This is a genomic window from Rhodococcus sp. G-MC3 (assembly GCF_030063335.1).
Classification (GTDB): Bacteria; Actinomycetota; Actinomycetes; order Mycobacteriales; family Mycobacteriaceae; genus Rhodococcoides.
This window is the reverse complement of sequence record NZ_JASISW010000001.1, coordinates 20,182-45,883: the sequence shown is the minus strand read 5'-3', so window position 1 is coordinate 45,883 and position 25,702 is coordinate 20,182. Positions and strand designations below refer to the sequence as shown.

The 25,702-nt window shown below is 62.8% G+C and carries 23 protein-coding genes; 11 read left to right on the top strand and 12 right to left on the bottom strand.

What is annotated here, in order from left to right:
- Positions 1-36 precede the first annotated feature (36 nt).
- The 3 genes from QMK17_RS00215 to sthA all read right to left on the bottom strand — a co-directional run bounded on the left by QMK17_RS00215 (position 37) and on the right by sthA (position 3,842).
- On the bottom strand, positions 37-1,074 hold the full coding sequence (locus QMK17_RS00215) for an alpha/beta fold hydrolase (protein ID WP_283506337.1): 1,038 nt from the start codon (positions 1,072-1,074) through the stop codon (positions 37-39).
- A 194-nt stretch (positions 1,075-1,268) separates the two neighbouring features.
- On the bottom strand, positions 1,269-2,243 hold the full coding sequence (locus QMK17_RS00210; RefSeq protein ID WP_283506336.1) for a proteasome assembly chaperone family protein: 975 nt from the start codon (positions 2,241-2,243) through the stop codon (positions 1,269-1,271).
- Between the two features lie 183 nt (positions 2,244-2,426).
- Positions 2,427-3,842, bottom strand: a complete 1,416-nt coding sequence (gene sthA / locus QMK17_RS00205; protein WP_283506335.1) for a Si-specific NAD(P)(+) transhydrogenase — start codon at positions 3,840-3,842, stop codon at positions 2,427-2,429.
- Positions 3,843-3,998: 156 nt separating this feature from the next.
- Between sthA and QMK17_RS00200 the strand changes: the two genes are divergently transcribed.
- The 4 genes from QMK17_RS00200 (at position 3,999) to QMK17_RS00185 (ending at position 7,788) form a co-directional block, all read left to right on the top strand.
- Positions 3,999-5,084 carry an S-(hydroxymethyl)mycothiol dehydrogenase gene (locus tag QMK17_RS00200; protein ID WP_283506334.1) on the top strand — a complete coding sequence of 362 codons (1,086 nt, stop codon included), beginning with the start codon at positions 3,999-4,001 and terminating at the stop codon, positions 5,082-5,084.
- Positions 5,081-5,707 carry an MBL fold metallo-hydrolase gene (locus QMK17_RS00195; protein WP_283506333.1) on the top strand — a complete coding sequence of 209 codons (627 nt, stop codon included), beginning with the start codon at positions 5,081-5,083 and terminating at the stop codon, positions 5,705-5,707. The genes QMK17_RS00200 and QMK17_RS00195 overlap by 4 nt, the downstream gene beginning before the upstream one ends.
- A 155-nt stretch (positions 5,708-5,862) precedes the next feature.
- Positions 5,863-6,507 (top strand): sensor domain-containing protein, encoded by a 645-nt coding sequence (locus QMK17_RS00190; protein WP_283506647.1) that lies wholly within the window; start codon positions 5,863-5,865, stop codon positions 6,505-6,507.
- 138 nt (positions 6,508-6,645) lie between these two features.
- The gene (locus tag QMK17_RS00185; protein WP_283506332.1) at positions 6,646-7,788 is read left to right on the top strand and encodes a DUF4192 domain-containing protein; all 1,143 of its coding nucleotides are present in this window, start codon (positions 6,646-6,648) and stop codon (positions 7,786-7,788) included.
- Position 7,789: 1 nt separating this feature from the next.
- Here the strand turns inward: QMK17_RS00185 and galE are convergent, their stop codons facing one another.
- Complete coding sequence (gene galE, locus QMK17_RS00180; RefSeq protein WP_283506331.1) at positions 7,790-8,770, bottom strand: UDP-glucose 4-epimerase GalE; 981 nt, start codon at positions 8,768-8,770, stop codon at positions 7,790-7,792.
- A 71-nt stretch (positions 8,771-8,841) separates the two neighbouring features.
- A complete protein-coding gene (locus QMK17_RS00175) occupies positions 8,842-9,528 on the bottom strand; it encodes a metal-dependent transcriptional regulator (RefSeq protein ID WP_283506330.1) in 687 nt (228 codons plus the stop codon).
- 158 nt (positions 9,529-9,686) lie between these two features.
- Here QMK17_RS00175 and QMK17_RS00170 point away from each other — a divergent pair, with 158 nt between their 5' ends.
- Positions 9,687-10,958: an acetoin utilization protein AcuC gene (locus QMK17_RS00170; RefSeq protein WP_283506329.1), complete on the top strand. Its 1,272-nt coding sequence runs from the start codon at positions 9,687-9,689 to the stop codon at positions 10,956-10,958.
- Positions 10,959-11,001: 43 nt separating this feature from the next.
- Entirely contained in the window at positions 11,002-13,683 is a 2,682-nt protein-coding gene (locus tag QMK17_RS00165) for a bifunctional acetate--CoA ligase family protein/GNAT family N-acetyltransferase (protein ID WP_283506645.1), read from the top strand.
- 168 nt (positions 13,684-13,851) lie between these two features.
- Here the strand turns inward: QMK17_RS00165 and QMK17_RS00160 are convergent, their stop codons facing one another.
- The 3 genes from QMK17_RS00160 to QMK17_RS00150 form a co-directional block, all read right to left on the bottom strand.
- Complete coding sequence (locus QMK17_RS00160) at positions 13,852-14,823, bottom strand: sigma-70 family RNA polymerase sigma factor (protein WP_283506328.1); 972 nt, start codon at positions 14,821-14,823, stop codon at positions 13,852-13,854.
- Positions 14,824-14,970: 147 nt separating this feature from the next.
- The gene (locus tag QMK17_RS00155) at positions 14,971-16,461 is read right to left on the bottom strand and encodes a class I SAM-dependent methyltransferase (protein ID WP_283506327.1); all 1,491 of its coding nucleotides are present in this window, start codon (positions 16,459-16,461) and stop codon (positions 14,971-14,973) included.
- A gap of 28 nt (positions 16,462-16,489) precedes the next feature.
- Complete coding sequence (locus tag QMK17_RS00150; protein WP_283506326.1) at positions 16,490-16,858, bottom strand: DUF3099 domain-containing protein; 369 nt, start codon at positions 16,856-16,858, stop codon at positions 16,490-16,492.
- An 85-nt stretch (positions 16,859-16,943) separates the two neighbouring features.
- Here QMK17_RS00150 and QMK17_RS00145 point away from each other — a divergent pair, with 85 nt between their 5' ends.
- A complete protein-coding gene (locus QMK17_RS00145) occupies positions 16,944-17,180 on the top strand; it encodes a DUF3039 domain-containing protein (RefSeq protein WP_027496881.1) in 237 nt (78 codons plus the stop codon).
- Here QMK17_RS00145 and QMK17_RS00140 read toward each other — a convergent pair.
- Entirely contained in the window at positions 17,153-18,346 is a 1,194-nt protein-coding gene (locus QMK17_RS00140) for a YihY/virulence factor BrkB family protein (protein WP_283506325.1), read from the bottom strand. The genes QMK17_RS00145 and QMK17_RS00140 overlap by 28 nt on opposite strands.
- Before the next feature lie 213 nt (positions 18,347-18,559).
- On the opposite strand from QMK17_RS00140, the gene QMK17_RS00135 reads away from it, so the two are divergent.
- The gene (locus QMK17_RS00135) at positions 18,560-20,293 is read left to right on the top strand and encodes a DEAD/DEAH box helicase (protein WP_283506324.1); all 1,734 of its coding nucleotides are present in this window, start codon (positions 18,560-18,562) and stop codon (positions 20,291-20,293) included.
- 86 nt (positions 20,294-20,379) lie between these two features.
- Here the strand turns inward: QMK17_RS00135 and QMK17_RS00130 are convergent, their stop codons facing one another.
- Positions 20,380-20,574, bottom strand: a complete 195-nt coding sequence (locus tag QMK17_RS00130) for a DUF7455 domain-containing protein (protein ID WP_283506323.1) — start codon at positions 20,572-20,574, stop codon at positions 20,380-20,382.
- 244 nt (positions 20,575-20,818) lie between these two features.
- On the opposite strand from QMK17_RS00130, the gene QMK17_RS00125 reads away from it, so the two are divergent.
- The gene (locus QMK17_RS00125) at positions 20,819-21,775 is read left to right on the top strand and encodes an EamA family transporter (RefSeq protein ID WP_283506322.1); all 957 of its coding nucleotides are present in this window, start codon (positions 20,819-20,821) and stop codon (positions 21,773-21,775) included.
- A gap of 80 nt (positions 21,776-21,855) precedes the next feature.
- On the top strand, positions 21,856-22,215 hold the full coding sequence (locus tag QMK17_RS00120) for a DUF952 domain-containing protein (protein WP_283506321.1): 360 nt from the start codon (positions 21,856-21,858) through the stop codon (positions 22,213-22,215).
- Between the two features lie 118 nt (positions 22,216-22,333).
- Here the strand turns inward: QMK17_RS00120 and QMK17_RS00115 are convergent, their stop codons facing one another.
- Positions 22,334-23,716, bottom strand: a complete 1,383-nt coding sequence (locus QMK17_RS00115) for an RNA polymerase sigma factor (RefSeq protein ID WP_283506320.1) — start codon at positions 23,714-23,716, stop codon at positions 22,334-22,336.
- A 123-nt stretch (positions 23,717-23,839) separates the two neighbouring features.
- Entirely contained in the window at positions 23,840-24,643 is an 804-nt protein-coding gene (ppgK, locus tag QMK17_RS00110; protein WP_283506643.1) for a polyphosphate--glucose phosphotransferase, read from the bottom strand.
- A 172-nt stretch (positions 24,644-24,815) separates the two neighbouring features.
- On the opposite strand from ppgK, the gene QMK17_RS00105 reads away from it, so the two are divergent.
- Positions 24,816-25,676 (top strand): inositol monophosphatase family protein, encoded by an 861-nt coding sequence (locus QMK17_RS00105; RefSeq protein WP_283506641.1) that lies wholly within the window; start codon positions 24,816-24,818, stop codon positions 25,674-25,676.
- Positions 25,677-25,702 lie beyond the last annotated feature (26 nt).

The window sequence follows — 25,702 nt, the reverse complement described above, 5'->3', positions numbered from 1 at the left end:
CAGCATCGGCCTGTTCCTGACAACTGCGCTGATTGCTTATGTAGCACTGCGCTCGTCCGAGCCCATCGCGCCGAGAACTGCCAAGCGGGTAGTTGCGTTGCCCGTGATCATGTCCTCGCCGACGCCTGTGATGAGCAGGTGTCTCCAACGCGACTCGTCGAAATCGAGGGTCGGGGTGGACGCGCAGAACTCCTCCAACACGTGAAGGAAACGCATTGGGTCGTCGCGGAACGGGAAATGCCCGGACCTGCGGAACACGGAGAGGTGCGAACCTGGCATCGCGGAGTGCGCCAGATGCGCGTGGCTGACGGGTATGACGGAGTCCTCATCGCCCCACACGAGCAGCACCGGCAGATTTTCGGTCAGGTAACAGCGGTCCAGCATGGTGACGACCTGGCCGCGCCAATCTACGACGGCGCGCAGAGTTCTCAGATACGCCTCGTACGCGGTGGGATCGGGAAGTGCGCTCAGTACCCGGACCAAATCCGGAGTGTCGTGCAGAAGTGCGCCCGGACGCAGAGGTGAGCCGTTGAGTTTGCCGATCATCGCCCCTGCCAATTTCACCATGGGCATTGCGCCGGGGAGCCTGAGAAGCTTCACGAACTCGCTGGCCAAAGGGAGGGAGGCGAGTCGAAGCAGCGGGTGAACGTCCTTCGTGACGCCTCCCGACGAGACGAGAACGAGACGGTCGACCATGTGAGGGAACTGGTAGGAGAACTGCATTGCGACGCCGCCGCCGAGTGAATGGCCGACCACGGTCACATGTTCGATCCCCAGTACCGACAGTAAATCGCGCATTCCGTTCGCGTATGCGGCTACCGAGTAGTCCGCACGAGGCTTGTCCGAGCGGCCGTGACCGAGCAGATCCGGCGCGATGACAGTGTAATTCTGTGCGAGATGCGGGATGACGTCGTTCCATGTCTCGGAGTTGTCGCCGATACCGTGGATGAGCAGTAGGACTGGGCCCTCGCCCGCCATCCGGAATGCTCGCCGATAGCCGTGCACGGTTCTGAAGATCAGCCGTGGCTCGGCGTCGGGAACCGGCCTGAGCTTGCGGGCGCGTGGGTTGCTCATATCGCCTCCTGGTTCCCTACACGTGGGGCGTCTGAATCCGACGTTCATCATTGACTCTTGCACGACTGAGCGCGATCGGCGAGATATCAGAGTTACAGGTTTGTTTCGTCGCCGCGAGATCTGTGCGGGACCCTAAAGGAACCGGGCGGTTGTGTGAAGTTTCACACAACCGCCCGGTGACGCGTACACAGCCGTTACAGATCCGGTGTGGGATCTTCTGTTTCTGTTTCATCGGAGCCGTCTTCGCCGGTTCCGAAGCCGCCTTGCTCCGCCAAGAACTTCTCGAATTCGGCGCCGAGTTCGTCCCCGCTGGGCAGAGTTTCGTCTCCCGCGAGGAGGGTCGACTGTTGTTCCTGCGCGGCCACGTAGGTGTCGTACTGCCGTTCGAGTGCGTGGACGACCGACTGCACTTCCTCGTTACCGGTGATGTGCACGTCGACCTGCTCGCGGACGCGGGCCGCAGCTTGGCCGAGCGCGACGAGTGGAAGGTCGAGTCCGCCTGCTTCACCGACGTTCTCGAGCAAGGTCTCGGCTGCACTTGGGTAATCGGTCTGTGCAAGGTAGTGCGGCACGTGGACGGAGAAGCCCATCGACTCGTGTCCGTGCTGCGCCATCCGCAATTCGAGCAGCGACGATGCGCTGCCTGGCACCTGCAGTTCGCCGGACCAACTCTGATCCTCGGGAACCAGCTCCTTGTTGGAGGAGTGCGCGGTCACACCAAGTGGGCGCGTATGCGGAATCGCCATTGGTATGGAGCCGAGACCGATGGTCCTGCGCACTCCGAGTTGTTCGGCGAGCAGACGAACCGCGGTGCTGAACTTCTCCCAACGTAGATCCGGCTCCATTCCCGCGAGCAGGAGGAACGGGGTGCCGGAGTTGTCCTTGACGGCATAGAGGTTCAGTTCCGGGGCGTCGTAGTCGGAGAAGTGGTCCGACTTGAACGTCATGGTCGGGCGCCTGGACCGGTAGTCGATCAGTTCGTCGACGTCGAACGACGCCACCAGTTCGGTCTCCAGCGTCTCGCGCAGATGTTTCGTCGCGAGACGGACGGCGTGGCCGGCGTCGGAGAAGCCTTCGAGTCCGTGCACGAGTACGGGGCCGATGCCGTCGCTGGAGGACATCTGCGGCGCTGGAAACTCCAGCTCGTACATACTCGACTTGTCGTTCATGCCGGACCCCTTTCGTTGATTCGTCCATCGCACCGATTCCCGGTGGCGGAGACCGTGCGATACCGAGCCGAAACCGACGTGCAGTCAGAATACCCGCGCTCGAAAAGGCCGATCGCATCGAGACTCATCTGAACTCGATACCTACAACGAGCCAACACCGCCGGTCATCGGGTTAATTCCCGCTCAGTTCGAGAAGCTGTTCAATGCCCGAATCTTGTTGGTGACGTCCAAGGCCGCCACCTTGTATGCCTCGGACAGCGTCGGATAGTTGAATACGGCATCGACCAGGTATTCGACGGTTCCGCCGCATCCCATTACAGCCTGCCCGATGTGGATGAGATCGGTAGCACCCGATCCGAAGATATGGACGCCCAGGAGGGTGGCGTCCTCGGTCGAGACCAGGAGTTTGAGCATCCCGTACGAGTCTCCGGCGATCTGGCCGCGGGCAAGCTCGCGGTAGCGGGATACACCGACCTCGTAGGGGATCGAGTTCTTGGTCAGTTCCACCTCGGTCGCTCCGACGTACGACACCTCGGGGATCGAATAGATACCGATCGGCTGCAGGTCCGTCAGTCCTTTGCTCGGCTCGCCGAATGCGTGGTAGGCCGCCAGGCGACCCTGGTCCATCGACGTCGCGGCGAGCGCTGGGAAGCCGATGACGTCGCCGACCGCGTAGATGTGTTCGACCTTGGTCTGGAAGCTCTCGTCGACGAAGATCCGCCCGCGCGCATCGGCTTCGAGGCCTGCGTTATCGAGGTCCAACGACTCGGTCAGACCTTGCCTTCCCGCCGAGTACATCACGGTCTCCGCGGGAATGCGTTTGCCGCTGGCCAGCGTGGTGATGGTTCCGGACGGGCCGATATCCACCGCGGTGACTGCTTCCCCGAAGCGAAACGTGACCGCGAGGTCTCGTAGGTGGAACTGCAGCGAATCGACGATCTCGCGGTCGCAGAAGTCGAGCATGGTCTCGCGCTTCTCGACCACAGTCACCTTGGTCCCCAGAGCGGCGAACATCGAGGCGTACTCGATACCAATCACCCCCGCACCCACGACCACCATCGATGCCGGGATGAACTCCAGATGCAGGATGCCGTCGGAATCGAGTACGCGGTAGTCGTCGAATTCGACATCGGCGGGCCGTGCAGGTGCGGTCCCTGTCGCGATGACAACGTTCTTGGCCTTGACCGTGATCTGTTCCCCGCGCTGGTCGTCGTCGATGACGATCGTGTGCGCGTCGAGAAACTTACCGGTACCGGTGATGAGTTCGATCCGGTTGCGGAGCAGTTGCGAGCGGACCACCTCGATTTCCTTGCCGATCACATGGGTGGTTCGGGCGAGCAGGTCGGCAATGGTGATGTTGGCCTTCACTCGATAGCTCGCGCCGTACAGCTCGCGCTGATTCATTCCGGTCAGGTACAGGACGGCCTCACGCAACGTCTTCGACGGAATGGTCCCGGTGTTGACGCACACCCCGCCGAGCATCGTTCCCTTCTCGACGATCGCGACACGTTTACCCAGCTTCGCAGCCGCGATGGCCGCCTTCTGGCCGCCAGGGCCGGACCCGATCACAACAAGGTCGTATTCCATCGCAACAGACATGGCTCATAGTTACCCCGTCCGCGCGAAGTTCGTATGCCACGCCGGTCACAACCGCGTGAACAGCCGACCGTGCTTCGCGTGCGAATGTCACTACGGATGCATGGATTGTGGAAGTCTCGTGTGAAGACAAATATGTCGATACGAGTGGAGGAAACAATGCCGCAGCAGGTGCGTGCCGTCGTTGCCAAGGTCAAAGGCGAGCCGGTGTCGATCGAGTCGATCACCATTCCCGATCCGGGTCCCAACGATGTGGTGGTGAAGATCGCCGCGTGCGGGGTGTGTCATACCGATCTGCATTACCGCGAAGGCGGGATCAACGACGAGTTCCCGTTCCTGCTCGGGCATGAGGCAGCGGGCACTGTGGAGACGGTCGGGGATGCGGTCACGCACGTCGAGGTCGGCGACTTCGTGGTGCTGAACTGGCGCGCGGTGTGCGGGGAGTGCCGGGCGTGCAAGAGGGGTAAGCCTTGGTACTGCTTCGATACTCATAACGCGTCGAAGAAGATGACTCTCGAAGACGGCACCGAACTTTCGCCCGCCCTGGGTATCGGCGCGTTCGCGGACAAGACTCTCGTCCACGATGGCCAGTGCACGAAGGTGAACCCGCAGTCCGATCCTGCTGTGGTGGGGTTGCTGGGGTGCGGTGTGATGGCCGGTCTTGGTGCGGCGATGAACACAGGCAACGTTTCGCGTGGTGATTCGGTTGCAGTCATCGGGTGCGGCGGTGTCGGCAATGCTGCGATCGCGGGTGCAGCTCTGGCGGGTGCGACGACGATCATCGCAGTCGATCGCGACAGCAAGAAGTTGGAGTGGGCGAAGGATCTCGGAGCGACACATACCGTCGATGCCTCCGAGGTCGACGCAGTGGAAGCCGTCCAGGAGTTGACGGGTGGTTTCGGGGCGGATGTGGTGATCGATGCGGTAGGTCGTCCGGAGACGTGGAAGCAGGCGTTCTACGCCCGGGACCTGGCGGGAACCGTTGTTCTGGTCGGTGTCCCGACGCCGGAGATGATGCTCGAGATGCCGTTGATCGATTTCTTCTCCCGTGGTGGGTCGTTGAAGTCGTCGTGGTACGGCGATTGTTTGCCGGAGAGGGATTTCCCGTTGTTGGTGGATTTGTACGAGCAGGGCCGGTTGCCGCTCGAGAAGTTCGTGACCGAGCGGATCGGCATCGAGGGCGTCGAGGCTGCATTCGCCGCGATGCACGACGGCAAGGTACTGCGTTCGGTGGTGGAGCTGTGAGTATCCGTATCGACAAAGTCGTTACTTCGGGAACGTTCGCTCTCGATGGTGGTGAGTGGGACGTCGAGAACAACATTTGGTTGATCGGTGACGACAACGAGGTGGTGATCGTCGACGCCGCGCATGAGGCGCGGCCGATTATCGACGCCGTCGGAGGGCGGGTGGTGAGGGCGATCGTGTGTACGCACGGTCACAACGATCACGTCACGGTGGCTCCGGAGTTGTCGTCGGCGCTCGATGCGCCGGTGCTTCTGCATCCGGCCGACGAGATGCTGTGGGAGCAGACCCATCCCGGGGTCTCTCATGGATCGCTCGAAGACGGTCAGCGAATCTCGGTTGCGGGCACCGAAATTGTGGCGTTGCATACCCCGGGGCATTCGCCGGGGTCGACGTGTTTGTACGTGCCGGAGGCGGGGGAGCTGTTTTCCGGTGACACTTTGTTCTCGGGTGGGCCGGGTGCAACGGGTCGTTCGTTCTCGGATTTCCCCACGATCATCGGGTCGATTCGGGATCGGTTGTTCGTGCTGCCGGCGGAGACGAGAGTCAACACCGGTCACGGTGATGGCACCAGCATCGGTGGGGAGTCCCCGCACCTCGAAGAATGGATCAAACGGGGAAGTTGACGGTCGCTGGCGTGCCTACCGCCGCGTTCCACAGTCCGATGAGAAGGTGGAACCGGACATCGATCAGTCGGATCATCAACTGGAGGACCCCTGTGCTGCGCCGTTCCGAACCACGACGTCGACCTCTTCTTCTCGCGATCGGAGCGGCAGCAGCGTTGACGTTGACGGCCTGTAGTGGCGGCGATGTACAGGGGACTCCTGAGCCCGCTGCTGGTAGCGCGACGGCTGCTCCGAGCGGTTCGGAGGACCTCGATTCGCTGCTCATCGATCCGTCCGCGTTCCCCGGGAAGTACGACGCAATCGTTCTGCCGCCTCAGGCAATCGCGCAGGCCTCGCCTGATCTCACCGGCATACCCGCCGGTGCCGAGGTGTCACCGGCAGGTTGCAAGCCGAAGGACGTCGTTCCTGGCTCGGCGGCGTTGATCGTCGGGACCGACAACGCGAACCGTGCCACCATTTCGATCGAGCTGACGTCCGTCGACGAACCGTTGTCGGTCCGTGAAGACCAGTTGACTGAATGCGCAGAGGTCGAAGCGACCAAGTCGGGTGCGACGTCGAAAATCCGCTCCACTATTACTCCTGCACCGCCTATCGATGCCGACGAGACCCTGGCGGTACGCCAGACAGTGTCTTCAGGGACAGGAACCGAATCCGTAACGCAGTCGATGTTGACCCTGATGGCGCAGGTCGGAGGGGTTCGGATCGCTGCCACCCACATGTCTTTCGACGCTGCCACCCCCGATGCCGAGACACTCGACGAGTTGTTCACCGCTGCCGTACAGAAAGTGAAGGCGGGCTAGCACACACCCCCGACGTCGTCGATGGCCGCGGACCTCCGCCGTTGGGGCTTGTCCACAGGTTCCACTGTTGTCCACAGGGTTTCTGCTGCCCCTGGTCGGGGATTATTCGCGTGCACCGGTATGAGCACGATGTGGTTCATGACAACGCATTCCGACAACCGACCCCCGGCTGCGAGCACCGAGTGCATCGCCGGCGTCGGTGACTTGCTCGTTGCGATTCCAGCGCTGCTGGGTTTCGCTCCCCATCGATCGCTGATCTTGATCTGTATCCGGAGTACAGGCAGCGGCACTCCGAGTATCGGCACGATAATGCGGCACGACCTCATTCTGCCGCCCGGTAGCGGCGATATCGACGGCACAATTCGGATCTTCAGTCCTGCAATCGGGGTGGAGATGACCGAGGTGATCGATCGCTTTGCTGCCGTGTGCGCACAGAACGGTGAAGACGCCGCGCTGGGCGTGATCGTCGACGACCGCTGGGTTCCGCCGGTGCAGGGCAACGGTGGGGACCGTCGATTCCGCGCCCTCGCAACCCAACTGACCGAGAATCTGCGGGCCGTGGGGACCAGACTGCCTCAGGTGTTCGTCACGCAAGCGATCGTCGACGGCGGGCTGTGGCGATCGTTGACCGGTCTGCCGCAGCAAGGGGCATTGTCCGATCCTTCGATCTCGTCGGTTGCCCTGGCCTATGCGGTCGACGGCCGGACGGTCCATGAGTCACGCTCCGCGCTGGAGCAGGCCATGGAGCCGATCGATGATGAGCTGGCAGGCGATGTCGAGAGATGCATCGCAGTGGCAACGGAGATGGACTCTGGATCGGATCGAGTTCGAGTGGAAGCTGTTGTCGCGCAACTTCAATGGTGGTCATCCCGCTCGCGTGAGCGTCCGGCCGTCGTCGAACTGCTTCCTGCTCGCGCCGCGCAGTTCGGCGTGGCGCTGCGGAGCGTCATGGTGCGGGACAGTCTGCTCGCGATCGCACTGACCGACATGGCAGACATCGCCGAGCAGCTGTGGATGTTTCTGATGCGCACGTTACCTGCGTCCGAGCGTGCTTGCCCGGCAACACTCCTGGGGTTCTTCGCCTACGCCCGGGGTGACGGCGCGTTGGCGTCGGTCGCGATCGACATCGCTCTCGACGCCGATGCGAACTACTCGCTGGCGAAGCTTCTGGAGCGGTCGCTTCAGGCGGGCGCGCCCCCGGAGATGATTCGAGAGGTGGCACTGAGCGGATATCAGGTAGCCGAACTCTGCGGAGTTCGGCTACCTCCGCGGATCGACTAGTTCAGGACGCGGCGTGCGAGCGATCGCCGAGGTCTTTGAGGAAAGTCCATGCGTCCGAGACGATCACGTCCAGGTCCGTGAACTTCGGGGTCCAGCCGAGATCGACCACGGCCCGTTCACTCGATGCGATGAGTACTACGGGATCGCCTGCTCGCCGTGGTGCATTTTCGATGTGGATCGGTAATTGTGTCACGCGCGTGCAGGCTTCGATGACCTCCTTGACGGAGAAACCTGTGCCACTGCCGAGGTTGTAGATTCGATGCGCTCCGGCCGCCGACGATTCCAGTGCGAGGATGTGGGCCTCGGCCAGATCGAGAACGTGAATGTAGTCGCGAACCGCGGTGCCGTCGGGCGTCGGCCAATCCGTGCCGAAGACCGAGATCTTGTCCCGCTGACCGAGGGCAGTCTGCAGCACCAGCGGGATCAAATGTGTTTCCACGACCCGGTTTTCGCCGAATTCACGGTACGCCCCTGCCACGTTGAAGTAGCGGAGGCTTGTCGCGGCGAGGCCGTAGGCTGCCGCATAGGACGTGATTGCATGATCGATCGCGAGTTTGGTTGCGCCGTAAGGATTTGTGGGTGCAGTGGGCATCGACTCGGTGATCGGTGTCTGGGCGGGCTCGCCGTAGGTTGCAGCCGTGGAAGAGAATACCAACCGCGGCGTCCCCGACTCACGCATCGCATCGAGCAATGACAGCGTCGTGACGACGTTGCCCGACCAGTACTTGGCAGGCGCTACCACCGACTCTCCGACGAGAGACTGCGCCGCGAAGTGCAGGACGCCGTCGAAACCACCACCGTCGAGGAGTGAGTGCGCGACATCTTTGATATCGCCCTCGACGAACGTTGCTGCCGGCGGCACCGCATCGAGGTTGCCGGTGGACAGGTTGTCGACGACGACGACCTCGTGGCCACGTTCGGCCAGAACTGCGGCGCATACGCTGCCGACATACCCGGCACCGCCGGTCACCAAAAGCTTCACTTGTCGATCTCCTCATCGGGTGCGGGCCGCTCGGCGGCGGGCAGGCCCCGCGACCCGATGCGTCGGTGTTGCTAGACCTGCTTTACCTGAACGGCGTGAGCCATCTCTTCCGAAATATCGATTCCGCCGTGACCTGGCACGGTGATGGTGACCGTCCCAGGCTTCGCCTCGACTGTAACGCGCGCATCAGGAACAACGCCTGCATCACGCAATTGCGAGATAACCTCGGGATCGGACTGCACGTGCTCGGCCAGTCGCCGAACCACGACGTGCGTGGTCTGGCCGTGCGGCAGGTCGGTGAGCCGGACGAGATCCTCCGGCGCCGGCGCCGGCTGACCCAGACCCAGCTCTTCCAAGCCAGGGATCGGGTTGCCGTAGGGAGACGTCGTCGGGTTGTTCAAGACAGCCACGAGACGGCGTTCCACTTCCTCGCTCATCACATGCTCCCAGCGGCACGCTTCAGCGTGAACATCCTCCCACCGAAGGCCGATGACATCGACGAGCAGACGCTCTGCCAACCGGTGCTTACGCATGACGGCGACAGCTAAGCTGCGTCCCTTCTCGGTCAACTCCAGATGTCGGTCGCCTGCAACCGACAACAGTCCGTCCCGTTCCATTCTGGCGACTGTCTGGCTGACGGTGGGACCGCTCTGCTCCAGTCGTTCTGCGATACGTGCCCGCAACGGCACGACGCCCTCTTCTTCCAAATCGTAGATCGTCCGGAGATACATCTCCGTGGTGTCGACCAGATCCTTCACACTCAACCCCTTCGTCGTCGCCGATTCTACCGTTGATCGGCGCATATTGGCGCTGCAGGTCGCTTCCAAGGCGTGCCGTTGCCCTTACCCACCGGTAACCGAGTGCAACACCGAAGGGCTCTCGCACAGTCCCGGCGGGACAAGTAGCGTTGGCTCTCATGGCAGAACAAGCGATGCAGTCGCCGTCGACGAGCTCGGTGGTCGGCGACGACATCGTCGTCTGGAGCGCCGACTATCTCGCGTATCGATGGAGCGACGACCATCCGATGAATCCGACTCGTCTCGACCTGACGATGTCGCTGGCCACGCAGATCGGACTTCTCGACGGCGTCGAACTCGTCGAGCCGACTGCAGCCTCGGATGTCGAACTGCTCAGAATTCATACCCCGGCGTACATCGAGGCCGTCAAACGTGCGCCCGAGAAGGGGCTGGCAATCGTCCACCCCGACGATGTCGAGCACGGCCTCGGCTCGGAAGACAACCCGGTTTTCCGGCACATGCACGAGGCGAGTGCGATGCTGACGGGGGGATCGCTCACCGCGGCCAGGGAGATCGCGTCGGGGAGGGCGCGGCGTGCTGTCAGCATCGGCGGGGGCATGCACCATGCAATGCCGGACTGGGCATCGGGCTTCTGTGTCTACAACGATGCGGCAGTAGCGATTTCGTGGCTTCTGGACAACGGATTCGATCGCATCGCCTATATCGACGTCGATGCCCACCATGGCGATGGCGTGCAGCAGGCATTCATCGACGACCCGAGAGTTCTCACCGTGTCGCTGCATCAGCACCCGGCGACGCTGTGGCCCAACACCGGGTGGTCGAGCGAAGTGGGCAACGGTCCGGCCGAGGGCAGCGCAATCAACATTCCACTGCTCCCCGGTACCGGGGATCGACTGTGGTTGCGAGCATTTCACGCCATCGTGCCGGGTGCGATCGGAGCGTTCCATCCCCAGATCATCGTCAGCCAGTGCGGTGTGGACAGTCATCGCGAAGACCCACTGGCCGACCTCGCCCTGACGGTGGACGGCCAGAACGCAGCTTTCCTCGCCATGCGGGATCTGGCCGATACCTACGCAGAGGGCCGCTGGCTCGCAGTAGGGGGAGGTGGATATGGACTCGTTCGCGTGGTGCCCCGCGCATGGACCTATTTGATCGCGGCTGCTCTCGGCCGCGACATCGATCCACTGTCTCCGCTACCGGACACGTGGCGCGATCGCGTCCGTCAGATGGCCCCCAGCATCGACCTGCCGCAGTCCATGGGCGACGGCGGCGACGTCGACTTCCCTGCCTGGGACGGACCAGGTGGTGCCGTCCAGGGTTCGTCGGAGGCTGCCGATCGCGCACTCGAACGCGTCGACTCGGCCATCATCGCAACCAGGCGCGCCAGCTTCCCGCTGCTCGGGCTCGATCCGGAGGATCCTCGTGACTGAACCGACAGCGAAGCCAGGACCAGCAGCGAAGCCAGGACCAGCAGTGGAGCCCGAACTCACCGCGAAGGAACGCGAACGGGAGAAGGCCGAGACATCGTTCCCCAAGCATTGGGTGGCCGACGTACTCGCATCCGACGGCGGCGTCGTGCATCTGAGACCGATCGTGCCGTCCGACGCGGACGCACTCGTCGTATTTCACGGTCGACTGTCCGAACGAACACGGTATCTACGATATTTCGGTCCGTATCCGACGATGCCGCAACGCGACGTACTGAACTTCACGACCGTGGACCATCATGGCCGCGTCGCGTTCGTCGCAATTCTCGGCGACGACATCATCGCCGTCGGGCGGTACGAACGCCTTCCCGAGGGCGACGGCAACTCGGCCGAGGTCGCGTTCGTCGTGGCCGACGAGCATCAAGGACGCGGCCTCGGACCCATTCTGCTCGAACACCTGGCCGGTGCTGCTGCTGAAAACGGTGTGTCGATGTTCGTTGCGGAAGTACTCGCCGAAAACCGCAACATGGTGACTGTGTTTCGAGAGGCCGGCTATCAGGTCAGCCGGACCTTCGAAGGCGGCGTCCTCCGTTTGGAGTTCGCGATCGACCCGAGCGAAGCGCTTCTGTCGGTGCGTAATTCACGCGAACGAGCCGCTGAGGCTCGCAGCGTGCGAAACGTGCTCAGTCCTACTTCGGTAGCCGTGATCGGTGCATCGACCGACAGTTCCAAGGTTGGCAACGCAGTTCTTGCCAACCTGCTCGCCGGTGGCTTCACCGGCCCGGTGTATCCCGTGAACGCCGATCATCGATCGGTGCGGGGTGTGCGGGCATACCGAACCGTGCACGACATACCCGACCCGGTCGATCTCGCCATCGCCGCCGTACCTGCCGAGGCGATCGACGAGGTGCTCGACGCCTGCCTGGAGAAGGGGGTCAAGGCGCTCGTGGTCGTGTCGGGTGGGTTCGGGGAGACCGGTGCAGCGGGCCAGGAGAGCGAGCGCCGGTTGGTGCACGCCGCGCGTGCACACGGCATGAGACTCGTCGGCCCCAATGCGCTCGGGGTAGCGAACACCGATCCGGCTTTCGCATTGAACGCGACGCTTGCGCCGAATCTGCCGATGCCGGGACACGTAGGGTTCTTCTGCCAGTCGGGCGCTCTCGGTATCGCGATTCTCGACCAGGCTGCCAAGCGCAGCCTGGGATTGTCGACCTTTGTATCGGCAGGAAACCGCGCGGACGTTTCGGGCAACGACCTTCTGCAGTACTGGGATTCGGACCCGGCGACCGAAGTGGTTCTGCTGTACCTCGAGAGTTTCGGCAACCCGCGTAAGTTCACCCGAATTGCACGACGAGTGGCGCGTACGAAGCCGATCGTCGCTGTGAAGAGCGGCCGCGGTGCGGTACCGCCTGCACTGCGGACCGGACCGGACATCGACGATACGATCGTCAAGGCACTGTTCGAGCAGGCAGGGGTGATCCAGGTGGACACCATTGCGCAGCTTTTCGATTGCGCGATTCTGTTCGGCTACCAGCCGCTTCCTGCAGGCCCCCGAGTGGCGGTAGTAGGAAACTCGACTGCACTCGGTGTGCTCGCTGTCGACGCGGCACGGGCCGAAGGATTGCACGCCGGTTCGCCGATCGACGTCGGTCCGCAGGCCGGGCCGGCCGAGTTCGCGGCAGCGGTGTCCGGTGCGCTCGCGGCACCCGACGTCGATTCCGTGATCGTTGTGTTCGTGCCACCGGTGGCAGTGACCGTCGAACCCTTCGCCAAGGCGCTCGGTGATGCCGTGCGCGGAGGCGACAAGCCTGTACTGACGACATTCCTTGCTACTGAGGGCATTCCGGATGTACTCGCTGTCCGAGGTGACCAAGGTCAACCCATTCGTGGATCAGTGCCTTCCTATTCGAGTCCCGAGCGTGCGGTCGCCGCACTCGCAAAGGCGTGGAGATATTCGGCATGGCGGAGTCGGCCTGCTTCGCAGCCTGTTCGGCCCAACGGAATCGACTCCGAACGCGCAGTGGCACTGGTGCGCAGTTGGGCATCGCACCAAAGTGATCGATGGCTGTCCGACTTCGAGGCCGCCGAACTGCTTGCGTGCTATGGGATCGACGTTGTCGAATTTCGAACGGTCACCGATGAAGATGAAGCAGTATCGGCCGCAATCGAATTGGGATATCCCGTTGCAGTCAAAGCTATCGGCGAGCAATGGCGGCACCGGCCCGACCTCGGCGGTGTTCGACTGGACCTCGCAGGTGCCGACGCCGTACGTTTCGCCTACCGAACTCTGGCTGCCGATTCCGGTGAACCGCTTCTTCACGTTCAAAAAATGGCGGCAAAGGGCATCGGCTGCGTGGTTGGAGTCCAGGACGATCCATCGTTCGGATCCCTGGTGTCCTTCGGGCTTGCAGGCGTCATCTCGGATCTGCTGGGGGACCGGGCGTATCGCGTCCTGCCGTTGACCGAGGACGAGGCTGTTCAATTGATCGATGCGCCCAAGGCGGCGCCGTTACTGTCCGGGTACCGAAATGCCATTCCAGTAAACAAGAGTGCATTGGTCGACCTCGTACAGCGAGTGTCGGCCATGGCCGACGAGATCCCCGAAATCCGGGAACTCGCATGCGAGCCTGTTTTGGCGTCCGCGCACGGAGCCCAGATCACCGATGCGCGGTTGCGCCTCGGGCCCGAACCCAGCCGCAAAGATTTGGGACCTCGTCGGTTGAGGTGAGCGTCGGTTGTAGTGAGCGTCGTTTCAATTCACCGTCCGCGAGATAGGCCGGAGAATTTCAAGCGGCAGCCGAACCGGATTCCCAGAGGGGGGAGGAAGCCCGGCTCGGCCACCGCATGGGGTGACTCAGTAGGAGCGAATCGCTACTGGTTCACCTGTTTTGGGGGATCAGCTGGCGTAGGACCGCAGCTTCTCCGCGCGGTCGCCCTGACGGAGCTTGACCATTACCTCACGCTCGATCTGGCGGACACGCTCACGGGACAGACCGAACAGCTTTCCGATCTGATCGAGAGTCCTCGGCTGCCCGTCGTCCAAGCCATAGCGAAGGCGGATGACTTGCTGCTCACGCTCGTCGAGCGTGGCCAGTACCGTCCTGACATCGCTGTGCAGAAGTCCCGCGATGACCGCGTTCTCTGCCGACGTTGCTTCGGAGTCCTCGATGAAGTCGCCCAGGGGAGCTTCCTCGTCGCTGCCCACCGGCATGTCGAGGCTAACGGGGTCACGGCTGTGGTCTAGGAGGTCGGCGATCTTCTCGGCGGGAATACCGGATTCGTTGGACAGTTCCTCATCGGTGGCTTCGCGACCGAGCTGCTGGTGGAGCTCACGCTTGATTCGAGCCAATTTGTTGACCTGCTCGACAAGGTGGACAGGTAGCCGGATCGTGCGGCTCTGATCTGCCATGCCGCGCGTGATCGCTTGACGAATCCACCAGGTGGCGTAGGTCGAGAACTTGAATCCCTTTGCGTAGTCGAATTTCTCCATCGCTCGGATCAAACCGAGGTTGCCTTCCTGGATCAGGTCGAGGAGGGGCATCCCGCGACCGGTGTATCGCTTGGCGAGCGAAACGACCAGGCGAAGGTTCGCTTCCAGCAGGTGGCTACGGGCTGCACTTCCGTCGCGCACGATGATGGCCAGGTTGCGCTTCTTCACCGCCGTGAGGCGCTTGGTGTTCTCCAGCACGTTCTTCGCGTACAACCCGGCTTCGATCCGCTTGGCGAGGTCCACTTCTTCTTCGGCGGTCAGCAGCGCGGTGCGGCCGATTCCGTTGAGGTAGACGCGGACGAGGTCTGCGGCCGGACTCTGGGCGTCGAGGTCGGCGTCGCTGGGGCGCGGGCGGGTCGTGGTGCTGGGGCTGGTCATGACTTGCCTCCTGATCGGTGGTGTCTCATAGAGCTCAACGTCCGGGCGGACAAGAAAAGTTCCCGCGCTCCACCCTCTGATACCCGCCTGACCAGGCTCTATCCCTTGCTTGTCCTGAGAAGTTGCTGAGAAGGTTCGGGGAGGAACTCAGCTGGGAACTGCAGCTGGATGTATCAGACCGTGCCGCTGCAAACCGACTACCAACAAGGTTGCTGCGTCCAAGAGTGCGTCCTCGTCCAGGTCGTGCGCGGCTGCCAGGATTCGCACGAGTTCGGCGAGCACGAGGCGGCCGGGGCGCATAGCGCCGAGGAGAAGCGCGCCCAGTTCGTCGATCTCGTGCTGCCAGTGCGGGCCGTTACCGCGGTGCACCCGTGTCACCTCGCTCGACCAGCCCTCGTCGCCCGGAAGATAGACGCGTTCGAGCGCGGTCGACGCGTCGAGTAGATAGACGGTTTCGGCCGGGTCGTTCTCGCGCAACCACGCCACGCGATCGAAGTACGCCATGGCCTCGTTGCCGAGCGGATCCTCGAAGGCCTGCGTGAGATCTTCTGCCAACACATCGGTGGGGGAGTCGGTTCTTCTGAGGTAGACGAAGCCGAAACCGATTCCCCTCACCTCGGCTGCAGCGAAATGCTCCAGCCACGCTGTCGCCTGTTCTGCTCCAGCCTCGTCCCGCGGGTCGACGCCGCCGTCGCGCATCCACGTTCCTACGTACAGAGCCGGGTCGGCGACATCGCGCTGCAGGATCCACGCGTCCACACCATGATCGGGAAGCCACGACGCCACTCTGGCTCGCCAATCCTCGCCGTCCACGTGGACCCAGGACGCGAGAATGGCAGCGGTTCCTCCTGGCTTCAGATGAGCCGGTGCCTGCTCGATCATCAACTTGCTGGCTCCGTCGAGATCGAGTCCCGAGTCGCGATAGCTGTGGTTGACGGCGCCGAGGCCGACGACGAACGGAGGGTTTGCCACGATGCGGTCGAATGTTCTACCGGCCACCGGTTCGAACCACGAACCCTGAATCAGTTCCACGTCCATCCGGTTGAGCGCTGTCGTCGCAGCAGCCAGAAGCATCGAACGTTCGCTGATATCGGTCGCGGTCACACTGCGCCCGTAACCCGCAGCGTGCACCGCTTGAACTCCGCACCCTGTGCCGACGTCGAGGACGGTGTCGGCGGGGGTCGTCGGGGTGCCGCGTAACAACGAGAGCGACGCCTGCCCGACGCCCAGTACATGATCTTCGGCAGTGGGGGCTGGGCGCATGCTGCCGTCGAGGTCGGAAATCACCCACCGGGTGCCGTCCCCGGTGTCGAGCGGCCTGACGTCGAGTGCAGCGCGCACGGTGGCACGTCCGACTCTCACGAGGAGTCCCGCATCGATGGCATCTATGACGAGTAGTGGATGCAACGCTGCTGCTGCTCGATCTTCGGCGACGTCGTCCACCAGCAGGAACATCGTGACCAGGGTGCCTGGTGACCCCTGCCCCTTGCAGGCGAGACGCACTGGCGCCGGTTCACTCCTACCGAGTGCTGCATGCGCATCGTCACCGAGCATCTTCAGTACAGCATCGGCGTTGTAGTCGTTCCGGACGAATGCCTCGCGCAGGCGTGGACAGACGGAAAGGAGGGTCGCAGTCACCGACCCAGTCTCTCAGTCGAGCGTGCGGTCAATCGTCAGCGGCGTCGATCACATGGTGAGTACGCGACTCGATCGGTGCCTGTTCACTGCGGCGCCCGTCGTAGCGGCTGATCTCGTCCTGTGTGCGCGGCGGCCTGTCGTTCGCGATCAATACCGCCATCCATGGCAGCGGAATGGACACTCCGACAATCGCCATGGCGATCCATGGGTTGGCCCACAGGCTGTAGGAGATCGCGGCCAGCACCAATGCGGGGATGCGGAAGGACATGATGAACATGTACTTACGGACGCGTGCCTTGTGCTGTTCCTCGACCGAGCTCTGTGCTTCGGTGATCAACGCAGGGTGACGGGCCGAGCCGCTCTCGGCAGAGCCGGAAAACCCCGGAGTTCTCGTCATGACTCCACTGTGTCACTACGTCACGACTATTGCATCCGTCGATGTATTTCGTCACTCGGCACTCTGTGCGGAATAATCTCGAAGCATGAGCACTCAGACGAAGGATCGTCCCGATATCGCACCGGATGAAACCACCGATGACGACAGGCCGAAGTTCTTTCACTACGTCAAGAAGAACAAGATCGCCGAAAGTGCGGTCATGGGAACGCACGTCGTCGCCCTGTGCGGTGAGGTGTTCCCGGTGACGAAATCGGCGAAACCAGGTTCGCCGGTATGCCCCGATTGCAAAAAGGTCTACGAAGGTCTGAAAAAGGGCGAATGACCGCCAGGGGTTGCCTTCGGGGGTTGGGGTTTCGCCTGCGGTTGCTCGGTCTTCCCCGCTGCCGGTGATGTCGTTGCCGGGACACCCGCAGCCTGGGTTGTCGGTGCGGCAGGGTCCTCAGGCGGCGTCGCGGCCTTCGCGCGGTCAGCCGAGAGCCGGATCGGACCAGTCGCGAGCCTCCACGCAACGGCGGAGACCGGACCGGATTCCTCGTCGGTCGCCTGCGCGCTCAGCCACTCCTTCATTTGCTCGATTCTGGTGGCACGTGCCGGGAAGAATTCTTGGATAGTGGCGTTGAACTCTGCGCCGAGCACCACCGCGAATCCGAGGAAGAACGTGAACAGCAAGAACGCGATCGGCGTTGCCAGTGCACCGTAGGTGTAGCCGGTGCCGGTGATCCACGTCAGGTAGAAGCGCAGCACCGCACTGGCGATCATGAAGAACACTCCGGCAAGCAACGCGCCGCTGAGCAGTCGGTGCCAGGGCAACGAGGTGTGAAGGGCCACCTTGTAGAGGGTCGTCAACCCGACGATGAGCAGCAATCCGACGGCCGGGTAGTAGAGAACGTCGATCAGTTCACTGCCGATTTCGAACCACGAGTCGGGGAGTAACCGCTGAACGTAGGTAGGACCGAGGGCGACGAGCGGCAGCACGAATACCGCCACGATGAGGAAACCGACGTACAGAAGCAGGGCGAATATTCTTTGCCACACCGGGTTTCGTGCGTCCTGCTGTCCGTGTGCTTCGACGATCGAGTCGACGAACGTGGAGATCGCGGATGACCCTGCCCATAGTGAGAGTAGGAAACCTGCGGACACGATCTCGCCGCGACCCTGCTGCAGGATGTCCTGCACGGTGGGCTCGATGATGCCGTCGACAACGCTGCTGCTGAACAGAGTGTTGCTGAAGGTGATGATCTTCGACTCGATGATGTCGATGGTGTTCGGTCCGAACCAGCCGGCCACGAATCCGAGGCTGCCCAGTACGCCGAGTAGAAGTGGTGGGAGTGAGAGCGTCTGCCAGAAAGCAGCGGTTGCCGATTTGCTGAAGATCGAGTCGTCCCACGCCTTGCTGAGTGTGCGTAGCGTCACAACGGCGGCGAGACGGAACGGTCTGCGGGCGGACAATTGTCCGGCGCGCTCTGTTTCGCCAGCGGATTCACTCATGGTCCCTCCAGCATTCCTGACGGAGAGTGAGTGCGCTCGTTCCGCCCCGCCGACAGGCCGTCGGCGTGTCGTTTCGGGGTCGGAAGAGTCACACCCGCGGCGATGCGGAATCAGTCGGTGCGGAGCGATAGGCTCCACGGCGGACACTGCAGGGCTACCGAGAGCGCGAGGAATTCGATCGATGCCAGGAACCGGCGGCCAGTGAGCGCTGATATGACCGAAACCACACACCCGACGAACGATCCCGCGGCCCCGGCGGCCGCAGCACCGCTGCGCGCATGGCAGAGGCGGGCGCTGACCAAATACCTCGTCGCAGCACCCAAAGATTTTCTCGCGGTCGCTACTCCTGGTGCGGGAAAGACGACGTTTGCGCTTCGGGTCGCCGCCGAGTTATTGGCGCATCGCACCGTGGATCAGGTGACTGTCGTCGCACCGACCGAGCATCTCAAGCATCAGTGGGCGGAAGCGGCCGCCAGAGTAGGCATCGCGCTCGATTCGCGGTTCTCGAACTCGACCGGACAGACCTCGAGCGACTATCACGGCGTCGTGGTCACCTACGCCCAGATCGCGGCACACCCGTTCCGGCACCGTGTGCGCACCGAATCCAGGAAGACGCTGGTCATCCTGGACGAGATCCACCACGGCGGTGACGCCAAGAGTTGGGGCGAGGGAATCCGAGAAGCATTCTCGGACGCAACCCGTCGACTTGCATTGACCGGTACCCCATTCCGTAGCGACGACAGTCCGATTCCGTTCGTCAACTACGAGCCGGACCAGGAAGGTCTGATGCGCTCGCGCGCGGACCACTCGTACGGCTACTCCGAAGCACTCGCCGACGGTGTCGTCCGTCCCGTGGTCTTTCTGGCCTATTCGGGTGAAGCGCGATGGCGAGACAACGCAGGTGAGGAGTTCACGGCCCGACTGGGCGAGCCGCTGAGCGCGGAACAGACGGGGCGCGCGTGGCGTACGGCCCTCGATCCGCAGGGTGACTGGATGCCTGCGGTACTGCATGCCGCCAACACTCGACTGGGTCAGCTTCGCAGCGGCGGAATGCCCGATGCCGGCGGCTTGGTCATTGCGACCGATCAGACCGTGGCACGGGCATACGCGAAGTTGATCGAGGTGATCACCGGAGAGACACCGTGCATCGTGTTGTCCGACGATCCGACCTCGTCGTCCCGTATTGCCGAATTCGGCAGAAGTGACCAAAAGTGGATGGTAGCTGTCCGCATGGTGTCCGAGGGCGTCGACGTTCCGCGTCTGGCGGTCGGTGTCTACGCCACGAGTGCGTCGACACCTTTGTACTTCGCCCAGGCGATCGGTCGCTTCGTGCGGTCGCGTCGCCCGGGGGAAACGGCAAGCGTGTTCTTGCCGTCCGTGCCGGTCCTGTTGGACCTCGCCAGTCAGCTGGAAGCGCAGCGCGATCACATTCTTGGAAAGCCTCACCGTGAAACGGACGGGCTCGACGACCAGCTGCTGGCCGACGCCAACAAGCAGAAGGACGAGCTCGGCGACGAGGAGAAGGCCTACACCTCGCTCGGTGCCGACGCGGAACTGGATCAGGTCATCTACGACGGTTCCTCGTTCGGGACGGCGACCTTCTCCGGCAGCGACGAAGAAGCCGACTATCTCGGCCTGCCGGGACTGCTCGACGCCAAGCAGATGCGGGATCTGTTGCGTCAGCGTCAACAGGAACAGCTGGAGAAGCCAGCTGTGGCCGCGTCGAGCGTCCCTGCGCCTGCAGCCTCCGAACGAGTCTCAACAGCAGCCCAGCTGGCCACTCTGCGCCGTGAACTGAATAGTTTGGTTGCGGTGTACCACCACCGCACCGGGAAGCCGCACGGTGTCATTCACGGCGATCTACGACGGGTCTGCGGTGGGCCTCCCACGGCCATGGCGACGACCGATCAACTGAGCGAACGAATCACTCAACTGCGCAAAATGTGACGGCGTAATAGTCGTGAATCAAAGAAGAGCGGGTGACCACTGAAGTGGTCACCCGCTCTTCTACGAGCGTTACGCGTGCGAGCCGGTTACACCGTGGAGTCCGATTCGGTCACTACCGTTGCGTTCACTTCGCGCAATCGGTCTTCGTGCTCCTTGGCGTGATGACCGCAGAAGAGGAGCTCTCCTCCGGTCGAGAGCACTACACGTGCGCGAGCCCCTGCACCGCACCGGTCGCACCGGTCGGCAGCTGTCAACTGTGGGCTGGTCAATGTTCCGGGCATGACTCCTCCGTACTGGCGTTTCGGTGTCACCCGATTGCCTGGGGCCGGTCCGCCGCGTCGGTATGGCGCGGTCCGTACACTCTTTCAGACGTTCGGCGGTCATGCGTTGTTCCCGCGGGTGTGTCTTTGTGTTGTCACTGACATGGAACGCTATGGAAAGCTGCTGGCAGCGGGTCTGCATCCAAAAAGCTGTTCGCTCACAGCTGATTCGTTCGAGGGGCAGACGGCCGACTAGAGTCGACCGGTGGCACGAGGTAAGGCCGAAGCGGCGGGCGTCGACCGCATGGGCTCGTTTCCGGGAGCGAGCATCCCCGCGCTGTTCGTCGCAGGTGGGCTCTGTCAATATCTCGGTGCTGCGATCGGAATTTTCCTCTTCGACATTCTCGATCCGGCGGCAGTCGCATGGTTGAGGGCACTCGGTGCGGGCATGGTGTTGCTCCTGTGGCGCAGACCGTGGGTTCGTCGCACCGACTCGCGCCGTTGGACCGGCCGAAAAGTGATGATTGCCACACTGTTCGGGCTGGCAACGGTCGGAATGAACGTCATGTTCTACGAAGCAATCGCGCGAATCCCACTGGGTGCGGCCGTCGCGATCGAGTTCCTCGGCCCGGTGACGGTGGCTGCCTTCGGCTCGCGCAGACCCCGAGATGTGTGCGCTCTCGTTCTCGTCGTCGCGGGCGTTCTCGCCATCGCAGGCTCTCAGTTCGACGGGGGCTCGGTCGGGCTGCCAGGAGTGGGATTCGCGCTCGCCTCGGCGGCACTCTGGGCGGCATACATCCTGTTGGGTAAGCGCGTCGCCGACTCGGGCGATGGGATCGACGACCTAGCAGTCGGTATGGCGGCCGGTGCACTGCTCCTGTCGCCGCTGCTGCTCGGTCCGGTGTTGGGCGCGGATGCAAGCGTCTTTTTGGAGCCGCGAGTATGGATCCTCGGCCTCGGAGTCGGCCTGATGTCGAGCGTGATTCCCTATGTGCTGGATCAGATCGTCCTCGCCAAAATCGGCCGCGCTCGATTCGCTCTGCTCCTCGCGCTACTGCCGACGACCGCAACCGTCGTCGGCGCCGTCGTGCTCACCCAACTGCCTACACTCGCCGAAGCGGCGGGGATCGTCGCAGTCGTCGGGGCAGTCGTGCTGGGTGGCAGCGGTACGCGTGCAGACGCAGCGCGTAGCGACGGGTCCGACGAGATACCCCCGCCGTGAAAAGGTCGAGGCGCGATCGATCACACTCGGGTGAGACCCGAACGACGTCCGAGAGGCGCTGTGCCGTGAATGAATCCGCAGTGAACGAAGATGACGGCGTACTGCTGCACATCTGCTCCGCCGGGGAGTGGGAGTCAGCTCGAAGAGTCGGTGAAGTCAGACCCCTCTCTTTCGAGAGCATCGGTTTCGTCCACCTGTCCTCGGCCAAGCAGATTCATCTCCCCGCCAACCGGTTGTTCGCCGGTCGAACGGATTTACTTCTGCTGGTGCTCGATCCGCGTCAGCTCGGTGCGCCGCTCAGATGGGAGCCAGGAGTGCCAGGGGACCCCGAGTCGATGTTGTTCCCTCACCTGTATGGGCCGCTTCCCCTGTGCGCGGTTTCAGCGGTGGTGCCGTATCGCCCAGGCGTAGACGGAAAATTCTCGTCTCCGGAGCTGTAACCAACACCGGCGTCCCCGGCGCCGAATGTTTCACATGCCGTGAAGTCCACAAGCGAGAAGCCGCTGTCTCCTCGGAGGATGAGCAGCGGCTTCTCGTGTTGTGCGAATCCGGGACGATCTAGTCGAGGTAGTCGCGGAGAACCTGTGAGCGTGACGGGTGGCGAAGTTTCGACATCGTCTTCGACTCGATCTGACGAATGCGTTCGCGTGTCACTCCGTAGACCTGACCGATCTCGTCGAGTGTGCGCGGCTGACCGTCGGTGAGACCGAAACGGAGGCGAACCACTCCCGCTTCGCGCTCGGAAAGCGTTTCGAGGACCGACTGAAGCTGATCCTGGAGCAACGTGAACGACACGGCATCGACTGCAACGACGGCTTCCGAGTCTTCGATGAAGTCTCCGAGCTGACTGTCGCCTTCGTCGCCGATGGTCTGGTCCAAGGAAATCGGCTCACGCGCGTACTGCTGGATCTCCAGAACTTTCTCCGGCGTGATGTCCATTTCTTTCGCGAGCTCCTCGGGAGTGGGCTCGCGGCCCAAATCCTGGAGAAGTTCGCGCTGAATACGACCGAGCTTATTGATGACCTCGACCATGTGTACCGGAATACGGATGGTACGGGCCTGGTCGGCCATCGCGCGGGTGATCGCCTGACGGATCCACCAAGTGGCATACGTCGAGAACTTGTAACCCTTGGTGTAGTCGAACTTCTCGACGGCGCGGATGAGACCCAGATTGCCTTCCTGGATCAAATCGAGGAAGGCCATGCCGCGGCCGGTGTAGCGCTTCGCGAGCGAGACGACGAGGCGGAGGTTGGCTTCGAGGAGGTGATTTTTGGCGCGGTTTCCGTCGCGGCAGATCCAGGTGAAATCACGGCGAGCCGCGACAGGCAGTTTGTCACCCTTCTCCGCGAACTCTCGCATCTTTTCCGTGGCGAAAAGCCCGGCTTCGATGCGCTTGGCCAGTTCGACTTCTTCTTCAGCGTTGAGAAGTGCGACCTTGCCGATTTGCTTGAGGTAGGCGCGAACCGAGTCGGCCGAAGCGGTGAGCTCGGCGTCCTTGCGTGCCTGACGAAGGGCCTCGGACTCCTCTTCGTCCCAGACGAAGTCGCCGGAGGCCTTGTCCTCGGCGGTCGGCTCGGAAGTTGCATCCTCTTCGGTGTCGTCGCCCGCAGCGACGACCTCTACGACGTCGCCCGCTGCTGCCGCGATGTCACCGTCGGAGACGTCGATCTCGTCGATGCCGGGAGCATTGTCGTCGCCTTCGGCGGTGGAGCCGGAATCGGTCGCCTTCTTGCCCGCAGCTTTCTTTGCGGGAGCTTTCTTCGCTGCCGCGCGCTTGGCCGGTGCCTTTTTGGCCGCGGCCTTCTTGGCAGGTGCGGCAACCTTTGCTGCGGGTGCTGCGTCGACCTCTCGGATCGTGTCGTTCGGTGCCTCCGCAGCAGGTGCAGGGGACGCAGACTCTGTTGCTGAATCTACGGTCTGACGGATATCGGTGGCTGCCACGTACGCCCTTTCGTGACGGTGTCGTGCGGCGTCACGCCAGAGTGGTTTCCGGCGGAGAGGTCTTGTCGATTGTGCCGGCGTGCAGACCGGCAACAACCATTGTAACGACCGCCGAGAAGTTTGTTACCCAGCCTTGCCCGTTTGGCCCGCTGTGTCGGCCGCGAGGGCAGCGCCGACGATGCCCGCAGTGTTCAACAATGTGGCTGCCACCACTGGAGTTCTATTGGTCAGGTGCGGAATCCACTTGTCACTCTTGCGGCTGATTCCACCGCCCGCGATGAACAGATCGGGCCACAAAAGCGCTTCGAGTGTCTCGAGAACCGTCGACACCTCTTTTGCCCACTCCCGGTAGGACAGGTCCTTGTTCTCCTTCACCGACGACGCGGCGCGGTGCTCGGCTTCCTTGCCCCCCACCTCCAGATGCCCGAACTCGGTATTCGGAAGCAGGACGCCGTCGTGCAGAACGGCGGAGCCGATACCGGTACCGAACGTCAGGAGAACCACGACTCCGCTCTTGTCCTTGCCGCCGCCGTAACGATCCTCTGCGACGCCCGCCGCATCGGCGTCGTTGAGGACGGTGATGTTCTCGTGCCCGATCGCCGCCGCGAACAATGCTCTCGCATCCGTCCCAATCCAGGACTTGTCGATGTTGGCCGCCGAGCGCGCCACCCCATTGGTGACGACGGCAGGCAGCGTCACGCCCACCGGACCCGTCCATTCGAAGTGCGTCACGATCTCGGCGACGACGGCGGCAATCGCGTCGGGAGTGGACGGTTGAGGCGTCTCGATCTTGTACCGGTCGCCGACGAGGTCACCGGTGAGGAGGTCGACGATTCCACCCTTGATTCCACTGCCACCCACGTCGACGCCGAATCCGCGGTGTTGTCCTGCATCGATCGTGGTCGATTCCGAGCCTGCCTGTGTCATGGACCCTGCCTGTGTCATGGATAAAGACTAATGCGCCTTCGCGGGATGCGGTGGACGATGAGATGTACACACTTTGTCCGACTGGTGTGTGCGGCGCATCGTGTGATGCGATGGTGCGGTGCCGAACCCACGAGTTGACGCCCAAGTTTCGTCCGAGGATTTCCACCGAAATCTGTCCCGTGCGCTGCTGGAGGTCGCCGAGGATGTGGCTCGTGCAGCAGCGGCGCACGTGCGCGTCCGACGACCCGAAGTGTTCGGTCCCGACGCCGTTTCCGACGTCCAGGGTGGCCGAAGTGCAGTGACGACCAAGAGCACCCCTACCGACCCGGTGACCATCGTCGACACCGAAACCGAGGAGGTGCTCCGGGGGCTTCTCGCCGAGCGGCGACCCGGCGACGCCATCCTCGGCGAGGAGGGCGGAGGTTCGACCGGATCCACGGCCGGAGTGCGTTGGGTTCTCGACCCGATCGACGGAACCGTCAACTTTCTCTACGGCATTCCTGCGTACGCCATCTCGGTTGCCGCACAGGTGGACGGTGTGAGCGTTGCCGGAGTCGTGGTCGATGTAGCACGTGACATCGTCTACAGCGCGTTGCGTGGCGGCGGTGCCACGGCAACGGAATCCGACGGCAGCACAAGGAAACTGAGCTGCAACCCAGTCGCGGACGTCTCACTGGCGTTGGTGGCGACAGGGTTCGGTTATGGTGCGCTTCGCCGTACCGGGCAGGGGCGGATCATCGGGGAACTTCTTCCGCTGATTCGGGACATCAGACGGATCGGATCCGCTGCACTGGATCTGTGCATGGTCGCCTCGGGTGCTGTCGACGCGCACTTCGAACATGGACTGAGCCCGTGGGACTGGGCTGCGGGCTCGTTGATCGCCGAGGAAGCCGGCGCCGCGGTCGTGCTTCCACTTCCCACGTCGTCCAGCGGCGAGGGGGCAGTCACAGTTGCAGTAGCACCGGGAATCGAACGCGAATTTCTGGAGCTACTGCAGACCGTCGGCGCAATGGATCCGATTCCATCGGACTGAACGATCGACAGTCGGACTGAACGATC

Coding starts and splice junctions, on each gene's coding strand:
- QMK17_RS00215 (WP_283506337.1), bottom strand. CDS start 1,074: ATGAGCAACCCACGCGCCCGCAAGCTCAGGCCGGTTCCCGACGCCGAG.
- QMK17_RS00210 (WP_283506336.1), bottom strand. CDS start 2,243: ATGAACGACAAGTCGAGTATGTACGAGCTGGAGTTTCCAGCGCCGCAG.
- sthA (WP_283506335.1), bottom strand. CDS start 3,842: ATGTCTGTTGCGATGGAATACGACCTTGTTGTGATCGGGTCCGGCCCT.
- QMK17_RS00200 (WP_283506334.1), top strand. CDS start 3,999: ATGCCGCAGCAGGTGCGTGCCGTCGTTGCCAAGGTCAAAGGCGAGCCG.
- QMK17_RS00185 (WP_283506332.1), top strand. CDS start 6,646: ATGACAACGCATTCCGACAACCGACCCCCGGCTGCGAGCACCGAGTGC.
- QMK17_RS00170 (WP_283506329.1), top strand. CDS start 9,687: ATGGCAGAACAAGCGATGCAGTCGCCGTCGACGAGCTCGGTGGTCGGC.
- QMK17_RS00160 (WP_283506328.1), bottom strand. CDS start 14,823: ATGACCAGCCCCAGCACCACGACCCGCCCGCGCCCCAGCGACGCCGAC.
- QMK17_RS00150 (WP_283506326.1), bottom strand. CDS start 16,858: ATGACGAGAACTCCGGGGTTTTCCGGCTCTGCCGAGAGCGGCTCGGCC.
- QMK17_RS00145 (WP_027496881.1), top strand. CDS start 16,944: ATGAGCACTCAGACGAAGGATCGTCCCGATATCGCACCGGATGAAACC.
- QMK17_RS00140 (WP_283506325.1), bottom strand. CDS start 18,346: ATGAGTGAATCCGCTGGCGAAACAGAGCGCGCCGGACAATTGTCCGCC.
- QMK17_RS00135 (WP_283506324.1), top strand. CDS start 18,560: ATGACCGAAACCACACACCCGACGAACGATCCCGCGGCCCCGGCGGCC.
- QMK17_RS00130 (WP_283506323.1), bottom strand. CDS start 20,574: ATGCCCGGAACATTGACCAGCCCACAGTTGACAGCTGCCGACCGGTGC.
- ppgK (WP_283506643.1), bottom strand. CDS start 24,643: ATGACACAGGCAGGCTCGGAATCGACCACGATCGATGCAGGACAACAC.